We start from the raw sequence: 23,656 nt of genomic DNA, 5'->3' as shown, positions 1-23,656 counted from the left end.
TTGATGATTTAATTTCTATTCAATATAACAGATTGCTATGAAGCTCGACGAACGCCATCTCATGCAGCTTGCCGCCGTCGTCAAGGCCGGGGGCGTTACCGAAGGTGCTGCCCTGCTCGGAATGGCACAGCCTGCCGTCTCGCGGACGCTTTCGATGCTCGAAAAGCGCGTCGGGGAGCCGCTTTTCGTCAAGGGCCGCAGACCCCTGCAGCCGACGCCCTTCGGCCTATCTCTGGCCGAGCATGGGCTGGTGATGCTTGCCGCTTCCCGCAAGGCATCCGACCTGGTCGACAGCTTCCGGGTCGGCCGGAGCGGAACCGTGCGGGTCGGCGGCACCCCGTTCTTCATGGACGCACTGATCGCCCAGCTCTGCGCCGAATTCCAGCAGACCCATCCGGATGTGCGCATTGACCAAAGCTACGGCTACTTCCCCGATCTGAGGGCGGCGCTGAAGGCAGACCAGATCGACATCGCCATCTGCCCGATCGATATTCTCGACGAGGGATCAGGCCTCGAGTTCCAGCAGATCCTGCCGGGGCGCAACGTCATCGCATGCCGCTCGACCCATCCGCTGCTGCTGAAGCGCCGGCCACAGCCGAGCCATCTGCTCGAATTTCCCTGGATCGCGCCGCCACCCGGCAGTCCGCTGCTCGCCGACCTTCGCGCCTTGCTTCTCTCCTTCGGCGCCACCGAACTGAAGATCCGCTATTCAGGCGGCTCGCTGATGGGGGTCATAAATTATCTGAAGACCGCCGACGCGCTGACCGTCATGCCGCACAGTGTCGTGTTTGCGCAACGCAAGGAAAAGGCGATCACAGCGCTGCCGATCACCATCCCGCACCCGGAACGGGCGCTCGCCATCCTAAAGCGCACCGATGCCCCCCGTTCACCAGCCGTCGAGCAGTTCGCCGGCTTCATCCGCACCGGCTTCGAAAGCTTGCGCCATCTAATCAAGCGCCACGAAGAAGCGGTGATCTGGGGGCAGTAGCGGCGTCCTTCTACGCATACCTGGCTCCGAAAGGCTTTTTCCAAGAGCCTCCTGCATCGTGCTTGCCTCAAGCGCGACAGCGCTTGCTCGAGATAACCTTCGACTTCGTTGACGCTCTCGCGCTGGAGCAGGGCGATTTCGTCAACAGTCTTTCCCATCGACGTCCACCGAAGGCAGGTCTTTTCCTGTACCTGGGAGGAGGTTGTCCCCTGGTCGAACGCCAAAACATAGCCGGTCATCGAAGCCTCAAATCTTGTTGGCGGAAGGGGGCCGCCAGCGTCCTGGGAGGGAAGCGCTGGCGGCTGGCGGCGGAAGACTGCTAAGCCGCAGCGTTCTTCGCCTCTTGTGAGAAAATCGCTTCGACCTTCGCTGCAATTGCCTGGCCGAGCGTGTTGTTCGTCTCGGCGGAGAAGTGGATCCCGTCGCAGCCGTCAGTCTTGACGAACTCGCCGGCGTCAAGGAAGTCGACCTTCAGGAAGTTGGCGAGCGCCTTGTACTGCTTTTGGAGCTCGACGGACTTTTCGTAACCGCCACCGAACATGCCTTCGAACCATGGGTCAGGCATGGGTGCCAGCGGCGGCAGTGAAACAATCAGAAGCTTCGGAGCAGCGTAGGGAGTGCCGATACCGATCAGTTATCGATAGTAGTTGATCTGGAGTCGCAAATCAGCAATGTCAGTCATCGAGGATCGGCGGAAAAGCCGCAAATACCGGACCTTTTGCGGCCTTTTCATTTTGGATCGGTGGAAAGATTCTGCCTGATTGAGCGGAAATAAGCGCACCGAACCGATGGAGTTCCTCCCTCCCCTCCCACCTTTCGGCGTCAGAACCTGACCAAAAAGCCAGAGCTGGAGCCGACCCCTTCCAAAATAGCCGATTTCCCTGCGTTTCTGCCATGGATGCCCGCTGGCGTGCTTTCTAGGGCCACGATGGTCTGCGCCCATCTCACGTCAGAAAACGTATCGCCTCGCATTTCTATCATAAAACACGCGCATTCCTCATCTGTACAAAGCACCGGAAAACGCGCGAGAAAATCATGGCACAACGGCAAGTCGCCAATCCATCGCCGGCCCCCAAACGTCTTATCGGCTACGCACGCGTTTCGACCGACGATCAGCTCCATGACGCGCAGATGGACAGTTGCGCGCCGCCTGGCTGCGAGCGGATTTTTCAGGGGCACGGATCGGGCGCATCGCGGGCGCGGCCGGTTCTGACAAGATTGCTCAGTGACCTCACGGCCGGCGATGTGCTTGTCGTCGTCCGACTGGATCGCCTCGCGCGATCGGTCAGCCATCAGTTGCAAGTGATCGAAGATCTCGAAGTGCGCGGTATTCATTTCCGATCGATCCGTGATCCGATCGATACATCCACATCACAGGGAATGTTCTCTCTTCAGGTCCTTGGTGCCGTCGCACAGCTCGAGCGCGCGCTGATCGCCGAGCGAACCAAAGCCGGCATTAAGGCAGCAAAAGCTCGCGGCAAGCTGCCGGGCAACCCTGGTCTTCGCGAACGGCGGCCAGAAGCGATCAAGGCGGTTTCAAAAGCGCGCGACAAATTGTATCTCGACGAACTCATCGCGTCCGCGCAAACATGGCTGCCCATGGTGCGGAAACTCCGGTCCCAGCATAGCTGGGACAATGTCGTGCGGGTCCTCAATCGCCGCGGTCACGACTGGACCGTCGAACGTCTTCGCCGCGCCGCGCGCCAGAGGATCATCTGATGAAGCTCGTCGCGGCGATTGCCATTGCTGACCCCGGACTGTCGCTGCGCGACATTGCCACCCAGCTGGATCAGATGGGAGAGCGGCCAGCGCCTGGTGGTCGGAAGTGGCAGCCATCTTCCGTCAGAGCCCTGTTGGACGAGGCACATCGCTTCGGCCTCGTTCGCTAGGAGGGCCTGGCTCGTAAGACGCCCCACCCTCCCCTGCGGTGGGATCATCGAGCCGGTGTGATCAACCCGACGGTGGGGAAATAGGATCGGTACCGACCGACATCCCGCGTTAACAGCGGGAGCTGTTGAACTGCGGCATGGGCGCCGATAAAAAAATCCGGCAGCACGCCCGTACGCGAACCACCGGCTCGACGATACTGCGTGAAGACTTTTCCTGCGAGGAACAGTGCCGCTCGCGGAAAGGGTGTTACTACTAATCCCGCCTCGTCAATGAACGCGTCAAGTTCCTCGATCCGCTCGTAGCGAACCGCAAGTTCGGCATAGATAACGTCATTGATCAATAATGGACCGGCAAGACTGGCCGTTTCAAGTTGCTCGACGGACCAATCTGCCCAGATTGAGTCATTGGTCGCAAGATCGAGCAAGACATTCGTGTCGACAAGCGTCACGTTTCACCACGTGTCAGCGCCATGATCGCGTCGGTATCGAGCCCTTTTCCGGCATGCCCCCGAAGCTTTTGAAAGCGGCTAGCGGGTTGCCACCTGTCGGCCCTTGTCAGCACCACATTGCCATCCGCAGTTCGATGGAAGTCGACCTGGCTTCCGGGCACAATGCCAAGCAGTTCTCGAACCGCTTTCGGGATAGTGACCTGTCCCTTTGCTGTTACTGTTGTTGTCATGCCGGCGCCTCGTAATACCCTTGCTAAACTAGGTATTACCTTCGGATGCCGAATTCAAGGTATTTTTCCCATCTTGCGGTTAGCTGGCGGGAGACCTACTAAGCGCCGTAAAGGACCATGAATACGACGCACTTCAGATACGTGTACCTATCGAAAGTGTTGGTTTTTGTTGCGCATTCGCTCGAAAACAAGGCCAAACCACACTTAACGGCGCTCCGGCGCCGGCGCGTTGAAGGTGGAGGAGTTTTCTGCGCACGAGCTTCGGTCGGAGTGCCAAACGGAGACCGCGGCCGACCATTCCCCTGCCCTGGCCAGCCCCGGAAGCACTGCTGTTAATATTCGTGACACATCTCTTTTGGGATCCGTGCCGGCGCGACAGCGAGCGCAATCACGGCATGCTCCACGGGAGTTATGATGTTTTAGTACGAACATTATAACGAGTGTTGTCTGCGATGACCGGAGGCACCTTTTCGAGACGAAGACTGCCTACGAAGGGGCGCGATACCCCAGCCGCCGACCGAGCACGTCGCAGCGCTTCAGAAGGAAGAAACGTCGATCATGCAAGAGATCGACATGGTATATCGAATGATGTTCGTGGATCTGCGTGACTGCACCCGGTGCGCCTGCGGCGATCGCTTGATCTGGCAATGGCTAACCGCTAGGTTGCCGCCGCTCTCAATGGGCCAGAGCTTACTTCAAAATGGATTATTTCAACGGGGCAAGGTCATCTGGTTTCCAGCACAGTGATCTCGGATATATCGATCTGGAGCAGAGGACCTTGCAAACCATCGACAACCCTTTCGGCACGAGGTTGTCACCTGTGTGTTAGGTACAAGCTGTAACGATGTCTCCGGGCTGGACAATCAAATAAGCGTCGCCTTGATGGGAGTCGAACTTCAGACCCAGCTGTGGTCATTTGAAATTAGTTAACTCCAGAGACATGAAAGTGGTGCCGCAAGGAGGCGATCACCAAAGGGGAGTACCTTGTCACCGTCGTAAAGCACGACGCCTAGCCGGAAATCTCTACCAGCCGCTTGCGCCACCTTCCGCAAACCTTTGAAATCAGCGGGCGAAACCGTCGCCGATGCCTTCACTTCCAAAGCCACGAGCGATCCAACTTCATTTTCCATAATGAGATCGACCTCATCCTGATCCTTGTCTCGGTAATGCGAGAGCCGAACCTCTGTGCTGGACCAGCTCGCTGCCGTTCAACAGCACATCGGCCAAAAGAGCCCACCGGCAAGCCGGAGATTCACCCGAAATCAGACGTTCAATCCTGGGCTGTCGGTCGTATGACAATACTGCCAATGTCCACGTCGGCCGGCTGCTCGATCGCATAGACGATGCCCCGAGCGATCGAAGCCGGTGGGATAGCTACACTAGATGCACGTTCTCCAATTGCCGACTTCACGGCGGGATCGGTTATCGAGCTTGCAAAGTCGGTCGAGATCATCCCCGGCGAAATCTCGGTGACCCTGAGATGCGGTCCTGCTTCCTGCCTCAAGGCTTCGCTGATGGTCCGCACTGCGTTCTTGGTCGCAGCATACACACCCATGGTGGGCAGGATCTTGATGCCTGCCGTCGAGACGATGTTGATGACGTGGCCCGACTGTTGACGCCGGAAGACCGGCAATGCCGCAGCGACGCCGTAGAGCGTGCCACGCAGATTGACGTCGATCATGGCGTCCCAGTCCTCGACGCGGAGCGCATCGAAACGGGATATGGGGCCAATCCCGGCATTGTTCACAATGACGTCGAGCCTGCCGCCTTGCTCAATTGCCAATGCTACAAGCGCTTCAAGATCGCTCCGCTGGCGGACGTCGGTCGCCTTGTGCACGGCCTTGCCGCCTGCAGCGGTGATTTCGTCTGCGGTCGCTGCGAGCGCCTCCTCGCGGCGCGCGCCAAGCACGACAAAAGCCCCTCGTTCTGCGAGCAGTTTCGCCGTTGCGCGTCCGATCCCGCTACTTGCGCCTGTGATGGCGACAACCTTGCCTTCGATACCCAAAGCTATTCTCCTTCATTGAAGTCATCGGAGGAGATAGGCACTTGGTCCAAGATGAGCTATGCTAGAACATCCATGGATTTGTCGCGATCGTCTAAAGCTGTATCTGACCCCCTATCGGATGTCCTCAACGTCCTTGGCGCGAGGGTGAGCCGCCGCACCCGGCTGGAGGCGGCAGGACGATGGGCTCTCACATTTCCAGCGCTCGACCGGCTCAAGTTTGTGGCGCTGTTGCGGGGAACCGGCTGGATAATGCTACCGGCGCGAACGCCCCAGCTCATGAGCGCAGGGGATGTCTGCCTGTTGGGGCGCACTGCATATGCTATAGCCAGCGATCCGGAGGTACAGCCGCTCGACGGCCAAACCTTCTACGGCACCGGCGGCGATGTTGCGCGTCTTGGGGGTGACGTGACAGTTGCGATCGGGGGAACCGTCACGTTCGACCCCGGAAATGTGGACTTCCTGCTCGACACGCTGCCGGATTTCCTGTTCGTCCCTCGATCCTCGGCTGCATCGGGAGCGATGGCGACGATCCTTCGGCTGATGAATGACGAGGTCGAGCGCGACATCATCGGCAGCGAAATCGTCAATGCGCGGCTCGCTGATGTGTTGTTGGTGGAGGCGATCCGCGCCTATGCGGGGAGTATCGATGAGGTCGAGATCGGATGGCTTGGCGCTCTGTCGGATCCTCGGCTCGGTCGGGTACTTCGCCTCATTCATGGGGATGTCGCGCAGCCGTGGACGGTGGCCCAGCTCGCGAGTGTGGCGGGCATGTCGCGGGCTGCCTTTTCTGCGGAGTTCACGCGCCGTGTGGGACAGCCGCCACTCGCCTACGTGCGGGCCTGGCGTCTCACCATCGCTCGTGCGGCGCTAACTCGGAGTGATGAGACTGTCGCCAGTATCTCACGCAAGGTTGGCTATACGTCGCAGAGTGCATTCGGCCATGCTTTCAAGTCCGCCTTTGGCTCACCTCCAAAAGCTCATGCTCGATCGTGAAAAGCGGCAGCCTGCAATACGATGAGCCTGGAAGCGCGCGTCCCTTAGGGCAGCATTTCGGTCTCCACCTTTGGGAAATGATTGAATGGCAGCTTTTTGGGAAGCAGCGGCACAGGCCGCAATGGCAAAAAGGGGCGCGAAGCTGGCGTTTCAGCGTTGAGTCAGAGTGCCTAAACGATCATCAGGAAACGTTGCGGACTTAAGAGGACTGGCACAGGCTGCAGATCGTCAAAGAGCATATATTCGAGCGGCTCGGACATCGTCGTGACCTGACCTTGAGCGGGCTTCTGCAACGACAACTTCGATCGGCCGGGAGCCCGAAGAGCAGTCATTGCCTTGGGCTACAACGTCGGCTGCGCCTAGCTCGATTGCAACCGAGAGCACTCTGAGCAGCAGCTGAAAGTTCTTCCTTGCCCCCTGTCTCCCTGCTATCCTGAAAGTGAGGAGACGGCGCCATGAGCGAGATCCGAAAGCTGGCTGCAATCCTGGCTGCGGACGTGGTTGGGTACAGTCGGCTTGCCGGCGCCGATGAGGAACGCATCCTGGCGAGGCTACGGGCACTGCGCAGCGATCTCATCGATCCGACGATCGCCGTTCACCATGGCAGGGTGGTGAAGCGAACCGGCGATGGTGCGCTGGTCGAGTTCCGCAGCGTGGTGGACGCAGTGCGCTGCGCCATTGAGGTGCAGAACGGTATGGTTGAACGCAATGACGGCGTGCCGCAGGACCGTCGCATCGAATTCCGGATCGGTATCCATTTGGGCGATGTCGTCGAGGAAAGCGACGGCGATCTGATGGGCGACGGCGTCAACATCGCCTCGCGATTGGAGGGCGTCGCCGCGGCGGGGGCGATCTGCCTATCCGAGGATGCCTATCGCCAAGTCAAGGCGAGGCTGGACCTCTCGGTCAGCGATCTCGGCAACACGCAACTCAAGAACATAGCCGAACCAATCCGGGTCTATTCGCTGCAAGTCGGCAGCGCTGGAACCAAGGCAACCGCGGCCTCGGAAACCGCGAAGAGCCAACCGGCAGCGGCAGCGTCAGCGTCACCGAAGCTGTCGATCGCCGTTCTGCCCTTCGTCAACATGAGCGGCGACGCCGAACAGGACTACTTCGCCGACGGCATCTCGGAAGACATCATCACGGCGCTATCGAAGTTGTCGCAGCTCTTCGTTATCGCCCGCAATTCGTCGTTCACTTTCAAGGGCAAGAACGTCCATGTGCAGGAGGTGGGCACGAATCTCGGCGTGCGGTATGTTCTTGAGGGCAGCGTACGCAAATCGGGGAACAGGGTACGCATCACCGCGCAGCTTATCGACGCAACCACCGGCGGGCATTTATGGGCGGAGCGGTTTGATCGCGACCTGAACGACATATTCGCTGTTCAGGACGATGTAACGCAGCAGATCGTCGACGCGCTGGCGGTTAACCTGACAGAGGGCGATCGGAAAAGGCTGGCGCCGTGGCAGACCGGGCACCCCGAGGCGTATGACTGCTTCCTGCGTGGCCGGGAGCTGTGGCACCGGCTGACGAAGCAGACGAACAGCGACGCCCGCGACCTTTTGCAACATGCCGTCGAACTGGACCCGAACTTCGCCTCGGCGTACGCCTTCCTCGCCCTGACCCACGGGCTCGACTACCTGAACCGGTGGAGCGCGTCGCCGGAGCGCTCGATCGCGCAGGCCGAAGAGGCTGCGACGCTGGCGGTAGCGCGGGATAATAGCGATCCCGTGGCGCACTGGGCACTGAGTGTGGTCAGGCTTTACTCACGACAGCACGATAGAGCCATCAGCGAGGCCGAGCGTGCGATAGGTCTCAATCCGAACTTCGCCGAAGGGCAGGTCAGCCTCGGGGAGGCACTTCTCTATTCAGGCAGATCCGAGGAGGCACTCGCCTGTTTCGATCGGGCGAGGATCTTGAACCCGTACTTTCCGGATGTCGTTCTCCACTTTCAGGCCTGGGCCTGGTTTCAACTGCGAAGATACGAAGAGGCCGTTAAATTGTTGGTGCAGCGCGTGAGTCGCAATCCCGTCACCGACGTCTCGCGCGCGCTTCTGGCCGCCTGTTACGGACACCTCGGCCGTTTCGAAGAGGCTCGGGCGACGTGGCAAGAGGTCCTGCGCGTCAATCCCGACTACTCCTTGGAATACCGCCGCAAAGTGTTGCCCTTCAAGAACCCCGCCGATTTCGAGCTCGTCATGGAAGGGCTACGCAAGGCCGGTATCGTATAATGGTGGGTGATCAATGTCACCATTTCCACAGAAGATGAGCAATAGCCGATGCCGGCTTAACCACTACCTCCAGCGTAATCGCTAGCAAGGTCTGCTTCGAGGAGTCTGCAAAGCCCCCTCTACGGTCGGCATCCCATAAAAAAGTTGATCCTCCCCAAACACCTCCGGCAAAACATTTTCTACAAATATTGTAGAAAAGGAACGACCTGTCTTTCTCCCGCGTATTCGATCCTCTAGCCTCACGAACGTCAAAGGCAGTTCCGGAACGACTGTCAACCGCTGCGAGAGGGTGCAAAATCACTATGGCTTGATAGGAATTGAACAATTCGCAGGAGGGGGCGCACCCAGAACCTCCTGTGCTCGATCTCCCAAGCGCCAATAGCATGTTCACCCTTCATAAGCCGAGCCTTGCCAGCGCCCGTCCCTGAAAAGGGCTTTGCGTCCACTATCGCGAGATCTCCAACCCAAAGCAGTTCAATGAAAGAACCCATATCCGACCATATTATTAGATCCGCTGGAACGCTCTTTTACCGTGAAGGCATCCGTGCCGTCGGTATCGATCGGATCATCGAAGAGGCGAACGTTGCCAAGGCAACGCTTTATCGACATTTTCCCTCGAAGGACCATCTTGTGGCAGCCTACCTGAAAGATCGGCACGAACGCGTCATCCGCTCGCTGCACGAGGTCCTGGATGCGACGGAGCGTCCAAGGGACCGGATCAAACTCATCTTTGAGCGGCTGCATGAGAAAGCCGATAGCCCGGAATTTCGAGGCTGCGCATTTGCCCTTGCGGTTGCAGAGCACGGCGATTCCGAACGTGTCGTCGCAGTGGCGCAAACCCACAAGAAGTCGGTCGGCGACATTTTTCGTGCCATCGTGTCGAAAACAGATGTCAAGACCGACCAGATGGCTGCGCATCTTTCGCTTCTCTATGAAGGCGCGCTTGCGACCGTCGCCGTGGGACGCGATCCGCAGGCGGTCCTCATCGCCCGTGACTGCGCCCTCCTCGCGTTCGATGCGGCAGTTTCCTCGACCCAGCTCTTGAAAGCTTAGGCCATGGCAAAGACAATTGACTACTTCTTCGGCATCGGCTCTCCCTGGGCCTATATCGGCCTTGAGCCCTTTGCGGCCCTCGCTGCCAGACACGAAGCGACGATCCGCCCCTATGTGATCTCGCTGATCGAGGACAATGGAGCGATCTATTCTCGCAACCGACCGGAGGCACGCCGCGCCTACTGGACCAAGGACCTGAAACGTTGGGCGGCCCTGCGCGGCAAGGTGCTGAATTTTGAAAATCGCTCCAGCCTTTCCGATCCGACGCCGGCCGGCATGTTGGTGATTGCTGCCATCGAAAAAGGCGCCGACTGGCTGAAACTCACCGGCGCCCTTCAGGAGGCCTTCTGGACGCGCGGCGAGGACATCGGCAAGGCCGAAGTTCGTCAGGCGATTGCCGATGCAGCGGGACTGGACGCCACAGCGCTCGAAGGTTTTGCCCAGAGCGCTGCCGCCCAATCGATCTGGACGTCGAACATCGGGATTGCCAAGGCGGCGGGCGTCTTCGGCTTTCCGACCTTCCGCTTCGAGGATGAACTCTATTGGGGACAGGACAGCCTGCCCTTCCTCGAGCGCCACCTGAATGGCGAAAAGCTGGTCGCCTGATCGCCGTCTTATCGGTCCGGCGCGGCCATGGCTGCGCCGGATCACACAGTTGACCTGTCCAGACTGTATTGCGGAGTTTCCAATGCCCCTTCCCTGCCCGCCTCGCTCGTCTCCACCGAGTGGCTGGCTGCTGCAGTGCATCCCGGATACCGTTTCGGCGGCCCTTTGTTCGTTCGAGAGCGTCGAGCAAGCGGTCAACGCGGCGATCGCGATCGTGCAGCTCGCCATCCCTGTTGCCCGGATGGAACTGATGGACCGTGGCCTGATTTCCGCCACCAACGCTTATTCCGGTCTATCCCTCAAGATTGAAGATACCCTCGCCTTCGAGTTCCGCGGGTCCCCTGCCTCGGTTCAGGAGCAGGTCGAATTGGTTGGAGAAATCATGAAGGATCACGGTGGCAGGACTTCGAATGGGCCAATGCGCCGGAAGAACGAAACCGCCTCTGGAAAGCCCGCCACAACGCCTTCTACGCGATCGTTTCGCAACGGCAAAATGCCAGGGGCTGGTCATCCGATGTCTGCGTTCCGGTATCAGAACTCAGCGGCTGCATTCTCAAGACGCGCACGCTGTTGCAGGACTGCAGTGTTCCGGCTGCCATTCTCGGCCATGTCGGCGACGGCAACTATCATGTGGTCTTCGCCGTCGATCCGGAAAGCGAAGCGGAGATCGCGGTCATCAACAAGAAGATGGTGGAACACGCAATCTCCGTCGGCGGGACGTCGACCGGAGAACACGGCGTCGGCACCGGCAAGATCGGCTATCTCTGCCAGGAACACGGAGACGCCGTCGAACTGATGGCCCTGCTCAAGAGCTCCATCGATCCCAAAGGCATCATGAACCCCGGCAAGATCCTGCCCGCATAGGTGCTGCCGATTTTTCCACACCTTGCAGCGGGAGACGGTGCGATGGACGGCTTCAAACCCCACAGCTCTCATTGGGGCGCATTCTATGGACGGCATCAGGGCGAAGCGCTCGAAATCCGTCCGCATCCCGCCGACCCGCATCCATCTCCCCTGCTCGGCAATCTTCCCGCGATCGCCCATAGCCCCGCCCGCATCCGGCGTCCGGCCGTCAGACGAGGCTGGCTTGAAGGCAAGCCTGACAATACGAAGAAGCGCGGGAGCGACGTCTATGTTGAGGTCGCCTGGCCGGAAGCGCTTGATCTGGTCGCCAACGAGCTTCGCCGTGTTCACGCCGAAGCCGGACCGCAGGCCATCTTCGGCGGCTCGTATGGCTGGTCGAGTGCCGGACGATTTCATCACGCGCAAAGCCAGATCCACCGCTTCCTCAACGTGCTCGGCGGATATGTAAGATCGGTCAATACCTACAGTTCGGGCGCGGCGATGGTCATCATTCCGCATGTGCTCGGCCCCTACGATCATTTCGACCGGAAGAGCGTTACCTGGGAGGCGATCGAACGCAGCAGCGAGCTGATCGTTGCCTTCGGCGGCATGGCGGTCAAGAACACCGACGTCCATGGCGGCGGCATCAGCCGGCATATCGTGCGCCCGGCGCTGAGCGGCGCCCGTGCGCGCGGCGCCCGCTTCGTCCTCATAAGCCCGCTCAAGGATGATATTGCGAGTGATCTCGATGCGGAATGGCTACCGGTCATTCCCGGAACCGATGTCGCGCTCATGCTTTCAATCGCCTTCGTCCTTGTCAACGAGGGGCGGCATGATCGGGAATTTCTCGACCGCTTTACGGTCGGCTATCCGCGCTTCGAGGCTTATCTGCTGGGCCGCGAGGATGGTATTGAAAAGAGCCCGCAATGGGCATCGGGCATTTGCGGTATCTCTGTCCGGACGATTGTGGATCTGGCGCGGAGCATGGCGAATGCCCGAACGCTGATCACCGTCAGCCACTCGCTGCAGCGCGCCGCTTACGGCGAGCAGCCGGTCTGGATGGGGATCGTGCTGGCGGCCATGCTCGGCCAGATCGGGCTCGATGGCGGCGGCTTTTCCTATTCGCTCGGCGCCCTCGGCAATATCGGCAAGCGCCAGCTTGCGGTGCCCCTGCCGACGCTCAAGCAGTTCCACAATCCGGTGCCGGATTTTATCCCTGTCGCGCGGATCGCCGACATGCTGCTGAACCCGGGCGAACCGTTCCACTACAATGGTCAGGCTCTGCACTATCCTGACATCCGCCTCGTCTATTGGGCCGGCGGCAACCCGTTCCATCACCATCAGGATCTCAACAGGCTTCGCCAGGCGTTCAAGAAGCCGGAGACGATCATCGTGCACGAGACGGCCTGGACGTCGTCTGCACGCCATGCCGATATCGTCCTGCCCGCGACCACGACGCTCGAGCGCGACGATATCGGTGCGGCCGACCGCGATCCGATGATGATCGCCATGAAAAAGCTGATCGAGCCGGTCGGCGAAGCACGCTCCGACTACGAGATATTCGCTGATATTGCAGAGCGCCTCGGCAAGCGCGGCGAATTCACCGAGAACCGGTCGAGCCGTGAGTGGCTGGCTTTCCTCTTCGAGACCACGCGGACAGCACTCGCCGCTGTCGGTCATCCGGCGCCGGATTTCGAAACGTTCTGGGATAAGGGCGAGCTGCTGCTACCGGTAAAGCCTGACGATGGCGGGCCCGCGCGCGCATTCCGGGCCGATCCGGACGCCAATCCGCTGCCAACGCCATCGGGCAAGATCGAAATCTTCTCTGAAGCGATAGAGAGCTTTGGTTATGACGATTGCCGCGGCCATCCGCGCTGGTATGGACCGGACCCGAAGACGGAGGCGGCGGAGGGCCCCTATCCTCTTTATGTCGTCTGCAACCAGCCACACTCGCGCCTTCACAGCCAGCTGGACTATGGTGACTTCAGTCGTTCCACCAAGATCGGCGGCCGGGAGCCGGTACGCATAAACCCGGCCGATGCGGCAGAGCGCGGCATTTCGGACCGGGATATCGTCAGGCTGTTCAACGCCCGCGGCAGTTGCCTGGCGGCTGCGGTGATCAGTGGGGATGTAAGACCCGGTGTGATGCAGCTTGCCACCGGCGCATGGTTCGAGCCCGATAACGCCGAGGCTGCCACGGCCATGTGCATTCATGGAAATCCGAACATCCTCACCCGTGACGCTGGCACATCAAAGCTTGCCCAAGGCTCGACGGGCCAGCTGACGAAGGTCGATGTGGAGCGCTTTGACGGGGAACTGCCGCCCGTGCGCATTCTCGACGGGATGACGTTTATCGCCGGATAGACCGGCATCACGCAATCTCGCTCGCCAGGCGAGCGACCGGCGGAAATCCTGATCCTCGTGCTTCAGATTGCGCTGATAAAATAATCTATAAATTTGATAGAAAAAGAACAACCAGTCTTTCTCGAAACCGATCCGCTGCCATAGGCTCCTGTTCGTCATCAGCCCGGCAACCAACAGGACCGCTTCATGAACGACCGCTCTTTCCGCCCTCTTCTTTCCCGGCGTCGTCTGCTGACCGCCACCTCTGCACTGGCATTTGCCGCTCTGGTCGCAACAGCTGGTGTAACCCCGGCATTGGCTAAGGACGGCGCGCATGATGGCGGAGATGTCGTCTTCCTGATCGACTCGCTGGGCGACACCTGGATCCCCAACAACAGCGCGATCTCAAGCTTTCAGGGCCACATCTGGGGCCATGTCACCGACAAGCTTCTTTATGTCGATGCCGACGGCAAGGTCAGCCCGTGGGTAGCCGAGCGTTGGGAGCAGAACGACAATGCAAGCGAATTCACCCTGCATTTGAAGAGCGGCGTGACCTTCTCCGATGGCAGCCCGCTCGATGCGGCAGCCGTCGTTGCCAATCTCGACATCTGGTACGCCGGTCGCAAGAGCGAGGGCATCAACCCGATCGGCCTATTCCCCAAGACCTATGATCATGCCGAAGCCGTCGATGCGACAACCGTGAAGGTCTTCTTCAAGAAGCCGACGCTCGGCTTCATTCCGACGCTCGGCTACCACGGCTCGATCCTTGTCTCCCCGAAGACCATTGCCTCGCCGGCAAGCAGCCAGGCCGATCTCAGCAAGACCTCCGGCAGCGGCCCCTATGTCGTCGAGTCCTGGAAGGAAGGCGACTACGTCAAGCTTACCAAGCGCAAGGATTACAACTGGGGTCCTGCGGCAGTCGGCCAGACCGGTCCGGCCCATCTCGATACGATCACCTACAAGCTCGTCTCGGAACCGTCGCTGCGCGTCGCCGCCGTCCAGTCCGGCCAGGCCGACGTTGCCTATAACGCATCGCCGCAGGAACTCGAGTCCCTCAAGTCGGAAGGCCTCACGGTAGCGACGCCCCGCTATCTCGGCTTCGTCAACGGCTGGGCGATCAACACCAAGCTTGCGCCCTATGACGACGTGAAGGTTCGCCAGGCGCTCCAGGCCGGCATCAATCGCCAGGAAATCATCGACACCGTTTATACGCCCGACTGGAAGCTTGCGACGTCGTTTATCCAGAGCAACGTTCCGGGTGCGAGCGACCAGAGCGCGCTCCTCGCCTACAATCCAGAAAAGGCGGAGAAGCTTCTCGACGAGGCAGGCTGGAAGAAGGGAACGGGCGGCATCCGCGTCAAGGATGGCAAGCCGCTGACGCTGACGCTGAATTCCAACCCTTACCTCGCGACATCAAAATCGATCGATGAGCTGATTGCGCAGCAGCTCGGCAAGATCGGCTGGAAGGTCGATATCCGTGCCTATGACGTCGTCACCTTCGGGCAGAAGGTCAAGTATGGCGGCGCCGGTGTGCCGGCCTATGAGGTGACGCGCTCCTTCATCGACGCCGGCACCGTCGCCAGCATCCTGACGAATGCAAACAATGGCGAGAACTGGTTTGCGCTCGACGAGAGCGACAAGACCCTCAACGACCTGCGCGACAAGATCGCCGGCGCCGGCTCCATCGAAGCCCGCAAACCGCTGCTCGACGAACTGCAGAAATATGTCCTCGACCAGGGCTATTTCATTCCGCGAACGCAGATCGTCCAGCGCATCTACGTGCAGTCGCCGAAGCTCAAGGGTGAAGTCTACAACGGCGTCGCCTATGCCAGCTACTACACCGCCACGAAAAGCGAATAGGCCGGCCGCTCAACAGACGAAGAGGTGATGGGCATGAGCAAAGCCTATTTCGACTACGCCGGAAAGCGGCTCCTGCAGGCGATCGTCGTGATCCTGCTGTCTTATGTCTTCACCTTTGTCGTCGTCAGCATCCTGCCCGGCGATCCGATCACCAACGTCCTCAACAACCCTCAGAACGGCTTCACGCCGGATGAGATCAAGGAGATCATCGCTGCGCAGGGCCTGGATAAACCGATCCCCGTGCAGCTCTGGAACGCCTTTTGCGGCTTCGTGACGGGCGATCTCGGTCTGTCGATGCGGACCAACCGGCCGGTTGCGACGCTGATCGCGGAGGTTTTGCCGTCGACACTCGTGCTTGCCTCGGCGGGCCTTGCGGTCGCCCTGTTCCTGGCGGCAATCATCGCCTACGGCACGCAATTTCTGCCCCGGCGGCTCGGCCAGGGACTGCTCCGCGGCTTCCCGTCTCTATTTCTGTCTGTTCCGAACTTCGTGATCGGCCTGTTGCTGATCCATCTCTTCGGTTTTCAACTCGGCGTCTTTCGCGTTATCGAGCCCGACAGTTTCTGGGCAACGCTTTTCGCAGCGATTGCCCTCGGCATTCCGATCTCGGCACAAATCGCCGCAGTCCTGATTGCCAATCTCGACCATGAGTCCGCCCAGGACTATGCCGCCGTCGCACGCGGACGCGGGCTCGGCCAGATGCGGCTCTTCGTCATGCACCTGCTCAAGCCTTCCTCACTCCCGGTCATCACGGTCGTCGCTTTGACGATCGGCGAATTGCTCGGGGGGTCGCTGATCACCGAAACGGTGTTCGGGCGAAACGGGCTGGGCAGCCTGGTGCAGCGGTCAGTCAGCACGCAGGACCTGCCGGTGCTGCAGGCGGTCGTTTCGCTTGCCGCGGTGGTCTTTGTGGTCGTCAACCTGATCGCCGACCTGACCTACCCGCTGCTCGATCCTCGCGTCAAACTCCTTGGGACGCAGCAGCGCCGTCCGACGAGCGCCGACGACAGCTCTCTCCCCATCTCCAAGGCGGTGACTCCATGACGCTTGCCTCTGTTTCCTCCACCACCCCTCGCGTCACGGCGATCGGCCGTCTGACGGGCCTGCGCGTGCCGCCTGTCGTCATCCTTTCGTTCCTGATCGTTGCTCTGGCGATCGGCTGGTCTTTGGCGCCTGGCCTCTTTACCCATTACGATCCGGTGAACGGCACTCCCGCCCAAAAGCTGCTCGGCCCAAGTGCGGCGCACTGGTTCGGTACCGACCATCTCGGCCGCGACCTCTACGCCCGCGTCGTCTATGGCACGGCCTCATCGGTGGCGAGCGCACTGATTGCGGTCACCATCGGCGTCGTCGCAGGCGGGGTTGTCGGACTGCTGGCCGGCTTCTTCGGCGGTTGGGTGGACACGGTCTTTGCCCGGCTCGTCGATGTGTTGCTGGCGATCCCCAAATTCCTGCTGGCGGTCATCGTCGTCACCGCGATCGGTTTCGACACGACGAATGCGGCAATCGCGACGGGCGTCTCCGCCGTTGCCCTGTTTGCCAGGGTGATGCGCTCCGAAGTCATCAAGACCCGGCAGGCAACATTCGTCGAATCGTCCTTCCTCCTCGGTGGCTCGCGCTGGCACATTCTGTGGCGCCATGTGCTTCCGAACGCATCGCGATCGGTGCTGCCGCTTGCCGTCCTGCAGTTCGGCGATTCCATCCTGGTGATCGCCAGCCTTGCCTTCCTTGGCTACGGCGACCCGCCACCGGCCTCCGACTGGGGCCTACTGATCTCGATCGGCAAGGATTACCTCAAATGGCCGTGGCTGGTTTACGCCCCGGCCCTCGTCACGATCGCAACCGTCCTTTCTGTAAACAGGATCAGCCGATGGCTCCGCAAGACAGACTGACCACGCTTTCAAACCGCCTGTCGACACCGCTGTTGCGGGCCGAAGGATTGTCGGTCGCCTACGGCACCCACAGGGTCGTGAGCAATGTCGGCTTCGAGCTTCAACGCGGCAAGGGTCTCGCGCTGATCGGCGAATCCGGATCGGGCAAGTCGACCATCGCCCGCGCCGTCCTGCGGCTGCTTCCCGCAGCGGGACACGCCTCCGGCCGCGTCGAATTCGAGGGCCAGGACCTTCTGGGGCTTCCGGAGCGCCGCTTTCGCCCATTCAGGGGACGCAGGATCGGCTTCGTGCCGCAGGACCCCGGCAACTCCCTGAACCCGGTCCGCACGATCGGCGCGCAGGCAATGGAGGCGGCCGCACTGCTGGACCAACCGGACAAGGCGCTTCGCAAGGCACTCGTTCTTGAGACATTCGCGCAGGTCGGGCTCGACAATCCGCAGCGTGTCTACGACTCCTATCCGCATCAGCTTTCGGGCGGCATGCTCCAGCGCGTGCTGATCGGTCTCGCCGTTCTGCCGCGGCCCTCGCTGCTGGTCGCAGACGAGCCGACCTCCGCGCTCGATGTGACGATCCAGAAACGTATTCTCGACCTGTTGTCGAAGTTGCAGAAGGAATTGCAGATCAGCCTTCTCCTGATCACCCATGATCTGGCAATCGCAGCCGAGCGCGCGGATTCCATCGTGGTCCTCAAGGACGGCGCCGTCCAGGAAGCCGGCAGTATCGCTACGGTATTCTCCGCCCCTTCCTCGTCCTATGCCAGAAAGCTTCATGGCGACGTGCCCGCCCTCAATCCGGACCGGTACCGGCAGTTGCGAGAGCCCGGTTTCCGGCACCACGACGCTGGGCGCGCGAAGACACCAAAGATCGAGGTTGCCGGCGTAACGAAGACCTTCACCGTCGACGGCAAGGTTCTGACCGCCGTCGACGACGTCTCGTTCGACGTTCAGGCGGGAACGACGCATGCGCTGGTCGGGGAATCCGGATCTGGAAAGACAACGGCGGTCCGGCTTCTGCTCGGGCTTGAGCAGCCCGATACCGGGAAGATCGCGGTCGGCGGCGAACAGGTCAACGGCAGGTCACCCGAACAGCTGCGCTCTGTCTGGCGGCACCTGCAGCTCGTCTATCAGAACCCGTTCACGTCCCTCGACCCGACCTGGACAGTCGAGAAAATCGTGCGCGAACCGCTGGACCGCTTCAAGATCGGGACACATCACGAGCGGGCGCTTGCGGTGCGCAAGGCGTTTGCAGATGTCGGGTTGGGGGAGCATCTGCTGCCTCGCACGCCCGCCGCCTTGTCCGGCGGGCAGCGCCAGCGCGTTGCCATTGCCCGCTCGCTCGTCCTCAAACCCGATGTGATCGTGCTTGACGAGCCCACGTCGGCGCTCGACGTCAGCGTTCAGGCCGATATTGTCGAGGTGCTGCTGTCGCTGCAGGTCAAGCTCGGCCTCACCTATATCTTCGTGTCGCATGATCTGGCGCTCGTGCGCCAGCTTGCCCACACCGTCTCGGTCATGCAGCGCGGACGCATCGTCGAGCACGGCACCGTCGGCGAGATCTTCGACACGCCCCGCCAGCCCTATACGCGCTCGCTGCTGGAATCGATCCCGTCGGGTGCTGCACGTTCCGCACGCGCCCAGCCCCTACACCGGCGACAGATCTTCAATGAGGAAAAGATCGCATGACCGTCATCGCCCCCGCCCCGGCACCGTCAGCGTCATTCCGTCCGAAGACGCGGCTTGGCTTCAACACGCGCGTCTCGTTCAACGATGAAACCGGCCCCGCCCACGGTTTGCTGGAGGGCATCGAACTTTTCAAGGCGGCAGAACGTCTGGGCTACCAGTCGGGTTGGGCCTATCAACGCCATTTCGACCATTATCTGTCCTCGCCGCTTCCCTTCTTTGCCGCAGCCGGCCAGCATACCAGCCATATCGTGCTCGGCTCGGCCGTCATTCCGATGCGCTATCAGGATCCCATCCTGCTGGCGGAAGCCGCCGGCACGACAGACCTCTTGATCGGCGGCCGGCTGGAACTGGCGATCTCGACCGGCTCCAACGCCGCCTTCGATGCCGTCTTCGGCACGGTCGAAACCGATGCCCGAACGGAAGCCAAGCGCCGTCAGGCCCGTTTTCTGTCCGCGATCGCAGGCGAAGTTCTGCACACCGTCGCAGAATCCGGCCAGGGGGCCGCGGAGGGCAGCCAACTGAGGGTGACGCCGCATAGTCCGACCCTTCGCTCGCGCATCAGACAGGGTTCCGCCAGCCTTGGATCGGCGATACAAGCCGCCGAACTCGGCATCGGGCTGATCGCCGGAACCGTGCAGCATGACCACGCCGAGGGTGAGAGCTTCGGAGCCTACCAGGCCCGCTGCATCGAGGCTTTCCGAGCCACCTGGCGAAGGGAACGGACAAGCGAGCCGCCGCCTGTTGCGGTGGCAGCGTCGATCCTGGTCGGCACAACGCCGGAACTTCGCGAACAATACGCCGCCTATGATCTCGAGCGTCGCACCCAAGGCATTGCAGCATCGCGCCCGAAGGGCGCGCTTGAGCCGAGCGCGCGGACCAACCAGCCGCCGGGAAGCCAGATCTCACCCGTCTTCCACGGCACGCCGGACCAGGTCATCGAAGCCGTGTTCAGTGATCCCGGCCTTGCCGCAGCCGACGAGGTCGTCCTCTTCCTGCCGCCCGCCTTCGGGCTCGCCGAGAACATCCGGCTCCTCACCGATCTCGCCGGAACAATCGCTCCGAGCCTCGGCTGGTCTCCCGACTGGTAAGCCGTCGCTCAGCCAGTCCTTCCGCGCGAGCGATTAGAGAATATTTTCTATAGTTTCAATTGAAATAGAAAGACCTGTCTTCCTTACCCCCTAGCTGCCGCCTAACTTTCGTCCAGCATTCGACAATCAGAGGAGCTCCCATGTCCGCGGAATTCATCAGCGTTAGCTTTCCCAACGCCTCGAACGATCTCGATCCCATCCCGGACGCTCCGGTCGATCCCCGCTATCTCGAGCGCTATGCGCGCGCTCTCGATGACTACGGCTTCAACTATACGCTGATCCCCTACTCGTCCTCTTCCTTCGACCCCTTCACCATCGGCGCCACCGTCCTTGCGCATACGAAAAACATCAAGATCATCGTCGCGCTCAGGCCCAATACCGTCTATCCGACGGTGGCGGCCAAATCGCTTGCCACGCTTGACCAGTTGAGCGGCGGGCGGGTGGTCGTTCACTTCATTGCCGGCGGCAGCGATGACGAGCAGGCGCGCGAGGGCGACTTCCTCAACAAGGAGCAGCGCTACGAGCGGCAGGAGGAATATATCCGTATCCTGCGTCTTGCATGGAGCTCGACCGAGCCCTTCGATTTCGACGGCGAATATTACCAATTCAAGCAGTTCCGCAGCGCCGTTCGTCCGACGAATGGAACGATCCCCATCTCGGTCGGCGGGTCGTCGGACGCCGCCTACCGGATCGGCGGCTCGCTCGGCGATATCTTCGGACTATGGGGCGAACCGCTGGCGGAAACCAAGCAGCAGATCGAGCGGATCTACGCCGAGGCAGCAAAGGCCGGCAGGACCGACCGGCCCCGGATCTGGGTGACGTTCCGTCCGATCGTTGCGGAAACCGACGAGCTGGCTTGGGAAAAGGCTCACCGGGTCCTCGACCGCCTCAAGGACAACCGGGAAAAAGGCCTTCATCGCGTGGCCCCCACCGCCCCTCGCCCCGCCAATGTTGGATCGCAGCGGCTTCTCGACATTGCTGCACGCGGCGACGTCCATGATCGCGCCCTGTGGTATCCAACGGTCACGGCGACCAATGCCTCCGGGGCGACCACCGCGCTCGTCGGATCGCCGCGCACCATTGCCGATTCGATCCTCGACTATATCGATCTCGGCGCCGACCTGATCTCTATCCGCGGCTATGACAACTTCAACGATGCCGTCGACTACGGCCGCTACATCCTGCCGCTGGTGCGCGAGGGCATACGCGAGCGGGAAGAAGCAAAGAAGAAGGCCGCAGCCTGATGATCGCGCGCGACACAGCCTTCGATTCAAGTCTGCTGAGCGCAACGACGCGTGCTCTTGCGGATGCAGCTCCCGAGGCGGACCGGACGGGGGACTTTCCATGGGCAGGCATCCGTGCGGTTCATGAAAGCGGCCTGCTCGAAAGCACCGTCGCGGCGAGATATGGAGGCGCTGGCGCAACGCTCCACGAGGCCGCAACGATTCTCGCAGCACTCGGTCGGGGTGATCCGTCGGTTGCGCTCATCAGCGCGATGACGATCTTCAACCACCTCGGCCAGGCAACGAAAAGCCATTGGCCGGAGGATCTCTACAGGCGCCTGCTTGCGCAGGCCAAAGAGCATCCGCTGCTCATCAACGCCGCGCGTGTCGAGCCGGACCTTGGTTCGCCCGCCCGCGGCGGCCTGCCGGCGACACTCGCGCGCCGCACCGCCTCCGGCTGGTCGATCACCGGCCGCAAGCGGTTCGTCACCGGCGCCCACGGCCTGACGCATTTTCTGGTCTGGGCGCACACCGATGAGGCGCCGGCCCGCGTCGGAACATTTGTCGTGCCGAACAAGCTCCCGGGCATCCGCGTCATCGAGAACTGGAACAGCCTTGGCATGCGCGCCTCCGGCTCTCACGACGTCGAATATACAGATGTCGAGATCCCGCTCGACAACGTTATCGATCTCGTCGATCCGTCCGTTGCCGAGCAGGATAATCGCGCGCACGCAGCAATCACGCTGGCGCTGACTGCACTCTATCTCGGGGTGGCCGAAGCCGCTCAGGAAGCATTCATCCGCTTTGCCCACGAGCGGGTTCCGACCAACCTTGGCCATCCGATCGCCCGCACGGAACGCTTCGTGACGCTCTCCGGCGAGATCGATCTGCTGGTTTCCAGTGCCCGGCAGATCATTTTCGATGCCCTGACGGACAAGCATGCCGATGCAGAGAAGCACATAAGGGCCCGGTTGATCGCAGGCCGGCAATTGCGCGACGCGGTCCAGCTTGCTGTTCGCGGGATCGGCAATCCCGGTCTCGGAAACGAGCTGGGGCTGGAGCGCCATTTCCGCGACATTCAGTCGGTGCTCGTCCATGCCCCGCAGGAGGACACGTCCATCTCGATCCTCGGGCGCGCAGCCTTCGAACGCTGGAAGAGCGAAAAGGACACGCTGTCGGCTCCACCGCTCAATCTCACCGTATTGAAAACGGCCTGATCATGACACGCTACATCATCATCGGCGCCGGTGCAGTCGGCGCGAGCCTTGCGGCCGAGTTCGAAACCCACGCCATCCCCTATGTCCTGGTGGGGCGTGGCGCCCAGATCGCACATATTGCGACGCACGGTCTTTCCTATCGCCGCGCAACGGAAAACAGGATCGTGCGGCTCAATACCGCCGATACGGCCGCACCGCCGGCGCTCCGGCGAGGTGATATTCTCATCCTCGCGGTCAAGGCGCAGGATGTCGAGGCCACGACCGAGTTCTGGGCCTGGCGGGATGTCGAGGGGTCAGGCTTCGCATCAGAATTGCCGCTCGTGACGCTGCAAAATGGACTGGCTGCGGAAGATATCGCCCTGCGACGCTTTGATCGCGTTTATGCGGCAAGCATTCGCATACCGGCGCGCTACACGGTCACCGGCGAGGTCGTCGTCGGCGGCGAGCCGAATCTCGGCATCGTCGCCCTTGGATGCTACCCTGCAGGGCTCGACGATACCGCCCTGTCGATCGTCGCGGATCTTACGACGGCCGGCTATCTTGCCGAAGCGCGTCCGGATATCCGCCGATGGAAGGCTGCCAAGCTGGAGCACAACGTCACCAATGCGGTCGAACTGTTCGCCGGTCACCCTGAGCTTCGTTCAAAAGCCGCAGCAAGCCTTGCGAAAGAGGCACGCGCTGTTCTCGTGGCCGCCGGCTATGATCCGGCCGCACCTTCGGAATGGACGATCGACATCTCGTCCTGGCGCGTCGCGCCAGAGAGCGGCATAGAGCCCGGCCAGCAATCGACCTGGCAAAGTTTCACCCGTGGCACCTCAAGCGAGGTCGATTACCTAAACGGCGAAATCGTCAGGCTCGGCCGCATCCATGGCATAGCGCCTCCTCTCAATGCAGCCTTCCAGCAGGCGGCGGCGAGGCTTGTGCTCGAAGGCCGTCAACCGGGCACGAGGGATATCGCCGAAATCTGTGGCGAAGATATTGCTGCGCTACTGGATTGAGGGGAAGAGCATGGGAACGCGAAAGATCGTCGGCCTAGCCGGGAGCTTCAGCCGGCCCTCGAAAAC

Annotated in this window: 18 protein-coding genes and 5 pseudogenes; 18 read left to right on the top strand and 5 right to left on the bottom strand. The window is 61.1% G+C overall.

The features are described from left to right. The first annotated feature begins 37 nt into the window (after positions 1–37). A complete protein-coding gene (locus tag NBG89_RS22345; RefSeq protein WP_431324277.1) occupies positions 38–988 on the top strand; it encodes a LysR family transcriptional regulator in 951 nt (316 codons plus the stop codon). Between the two features lie 319 nt (positions 989–1,307). Here NBG89_RS22345 and NBG89_RS22340 read toward each other — a convergent pair whose 3' ends face one another. Then, positions 1,308–1,553, bottom strand: coding sequence for a hypothetical protein (locus NBG89_RS22340; protein ID WP_431324276.1), 246 nt, complete (start codon positions 1,551–1,553; stop codon positions 1,308–1,310). Positions 1,554–2,023: 470 nt separating this feature from the next. On the opposite strand from NBG89_RS22340, the pseudogene NBG89_RS22335 reads away from it, so the two are divergent. Continuing rightward, positions 2,024–2,877: pseudogene (locus tag NBG89_RS22335) on the top strand (recombinase family protein). A gap of 44 nt (positions 2,878–2,921) precedes the next feature. On the opposite strand, the gene NBG89_RS22330 reads toward NBG89_RS22335, so the two are convergent. Both NBG89_RS22330 and NBG89_RS22325 read right to left on the bottom strand, forming a co-directional pair. After that, on the bottom strand, positions 2,922–3,326 hold the full coding sequence (locus NBG89_RS22330; RefSeq protein ID WP_431324275.1) for a type II toxin-antitoxin system VapC family toxin: 405 nt from the start codon (positions 3,324–3,326) through the stop codon (positions 2,922–2,924). After that, positions 3,323–3,556 carry an AbrB/MazE/SpoVT family DNA-binding domain-containing protein gene (locus tag NBG89_RS22325; protein WP_431324274.1) on the bottom strand — a complete coding sequence of 78 codons (234 nt, stop codon included), beginning with the start codon at positions 3,554–3,556 and terminating at the stop codon, positions 3,323–3,325. Before NBG89_RS22325 ends, NBG89_RS22330 begins: the two co-directional genes overlap by 4 nt. Before the next feature lie 299 nt (positions 3,557–3,855). Between NBG89_RS22325 and NBG89_RS22320 the strand changes: the two are divergent. Together NBG89_RS22320 and NBG89_RS22315 are read left to right on the top strand one after the other, a co-directional pair. Then, positions 3,856–3,954, top strand: a pseudogene (locus tag NBG89_RS22320) (integrase); the annotation flags it as partial. 335 nt (positions 3,955–4,289) lie between these two features. Then, a pseudogene (locus tag NBG89_RS22315) lies at positions 4,290–4,385 on the top strand (transposase); the annotation flags it as partial. A 97-nt stretch (positions 4,386–4,482) separates the two neighbouring features. Here NBG89_RS22315 and NBG89_RS22310 read toward each other — a convergent pair. Together NBG89_RS22310 and NBG89_RS22305 are read right to left on the bottom strand one after the other, a co-directional pair. After that, positions 4,483–4,695: pseudogene (locus NBG89_RS22310) on the bottom strand (ATP-binding protein); the annotation flags it as partial. A 131-nt stretch (positions 4,696–4,826) separates the two neighbouring features. Beyond that, entirely contained in the window at positions 4,827–5,561 is a 735-nt protein-coding gene (locus NBG89_RS22305; RefSeq protein ID WP_431324273.1) for an SDR family oxidoreductase, read from the bottom strand. 144 nt (positions 5,562–5,705) lie between these two features. On the opposite strand from NBG89_RS22305, the gene NBG89_RS22300 reads away from it, so the two are divergent. From NBG89_RS22300 to NBG89_RS22235, 14 genes and pseudogenes are all read left to right on the top strand, one after another. Beyond that, positions 5,706–6,554, top strand: a complete 849-nt coding sequence (locus NBG89_RS22300) for a cupin domain-containing protein (RefSeq protein WP_431324272.1) — start codon at positions 5,706–5,708, stop codon at positions 6,552–6,554. A gap of 455 nt (positions 6,555–7,009) precedes the next feature. After that, a complete protein-coding gene (locus NBG89_RS22295) occupies positions 7,010–8,785 on the top strand; it encodes an adenylate/guanylate cyclase domain-containing protein (RefSeq protein ID WP_431324271.1) in 1,776 nt (591 codons plus the stop codon). Positions 8,786–9,262: 477 nt separating this feature from the next. Further along, positions 9,263–9,838: a TetR/AcrR family transcriptional regulator gene (locus NBG89_RS22290; protein WP_431324270.1), complete on the top strand. Its 576-nt coding sequence runs from the start codon at positions 9,263–9,265 to the stop codon at positions 9,836–9,838. Between the two features lie 3 nt (positions 9,839–9,841). Next, positions 9,842–10,444: a 2-hydroxychromene-2-carboxylate isomerase gene (locus tag NBG89_RS22285; RefSeq protein WP_431324269.1), complete on the top strand. Its 603-nt coding sequence runs from the start codon at positions 9,842–9,844 to the stop codon at positions 10,442–10,444. Positions 10,445–10,583: 139 nt separating this feature from the next. Continuing rightward, positions 10,584–11,308: pseudogene (locus NBG89_RS22280) on the top strand (FAD-binding oxidoreductase); the annotation flags it as partial. A 42-nt stretch (positions 11,309–11,350) separates the two neighbouring features. Beyond that, positions 11,351–13,651: a molybdopterin guanine dinucleotide-containing S/N-oxide reductase gene (locus tag NBG89_RS22275; protein WP_431324268.1), complete on the top strand. Its 2,301-nt coding sequence runs from the start codon at positions 11,351–11,353 to the stop codon at positions 13,649–13,651. 186 nt (positions 13,652–13,837) lie between these two features. Beyond that, positions 13,838–15,490, top strand: a complete 1,653-nt coding sequence (locus NBG89_RS22270) for an ABC transporter substrate-binding protein (RefSeq protein WP_431324267.1) — start codon at positions 13,838–13,840, stop codon at positions 15,488–15,490. A 33-nt stretch (positions 15,491–15,523) separates the two neighbouring features. Beyond that, positions 15,524–16,534: an ABC transporter permease gene (locus NBG89_RS22265; protein WP_431324266.1), complete on the top strand. Its 1,011-nt coding sequence runs from the start codon at positions 15,524–15,526 to the stop codon at positions 16,532–16,534. Next, on the top strand, positions 16,531–17,382 hold the full coding sequence (locus NBG89_RS22260; RefSeq protein WP_431324265.1) for an ABC transporter permease: 852 nt from the start codon (positions 16,531–16,533) through the stop codon (positions 17,380–17,382). Before NBG89_RS22265 ends, NBG89_RS22260 begins: the two co-directional genes overlap by 4 nt. Next, a complete protein-coding gene (locus tag NBG89_RS22255; protein WP_431324264.1) occupies positions 17,361–19,064 on the top strand; it encodes an ABC transporter ATP-binding protein in 1,704 nt (567 codons plus the stop codon). Before NBG89_RS22260 ends, NBG89_RS22255 begins: the two co-directional genes overlap by 22 nt. Next, entirely contained in the window at positions 19,061–20,152 is a 1,092-nt protein-coding gene (locus NBG89_RS22250) for an LLM class flavin-dependent oxidoreductase (RefSeq protein WP_431324263.1), read from the top strand. The genes NBG89_RS22255 and NBG89_RS22250 overlap by 4 nt, the downstream gene beginning before the upstream one ends. 140 nt (positions 20,153–20,292) lie before the next feature. After that, positions 20,293–21,396, top strand: coding sequence for an LLM class flavin-dependent oxidoreductase (locus NBG89_RS22245; RefSeq protein ID WP_431324262.1), 1,104 nt, complete (start codon positions 20,293–20,295; stop codon positions 21,394–21,396). After that, positions 21,396–22,592: an acyl-CoA dehydrogenase family protein gene (locus tag NBG89_RS22240; protein WP_431324261.1), complete on the top strand. Its 1,197-nt coding sequence runs from the start codon at positions 21,396–21,398 to the stop codon at positions 22,590–22,592. The genes NBG89_RS22245 and NBG89_RS22240 overlap by 1 nt, the downstream gene beginning before the upstream one ends. A gap of 2 nt (positions 22,593–22,594) precedes the next feature. Next, positions 22,595–23,590: a ketopantoate reductase family protein gene (locus tag NBG89_RS22235; protein ID WP_431324260.1), complete on the top strand. Its 996-nt coding sequence runs from the start codon at positions 22,595–22,597 to the stop codon at positions 23,588–23,590. Positions 23,591–23,656 lie beyond the last annotated feature (66 nt).

The organism is Rhizobium sp. YTU87027 (assembly GCF_050644135.1).
In the GTDB taxonomy this organism is placed as follows: Bacteria; Pseudomonadota; Alphaproteobacteria; order Rhizobiales; family Rhizobiaceae; genus Rhizobium.
This window is presented reverse-complemented; position numbering and strand designations above follow the sequence as displayed.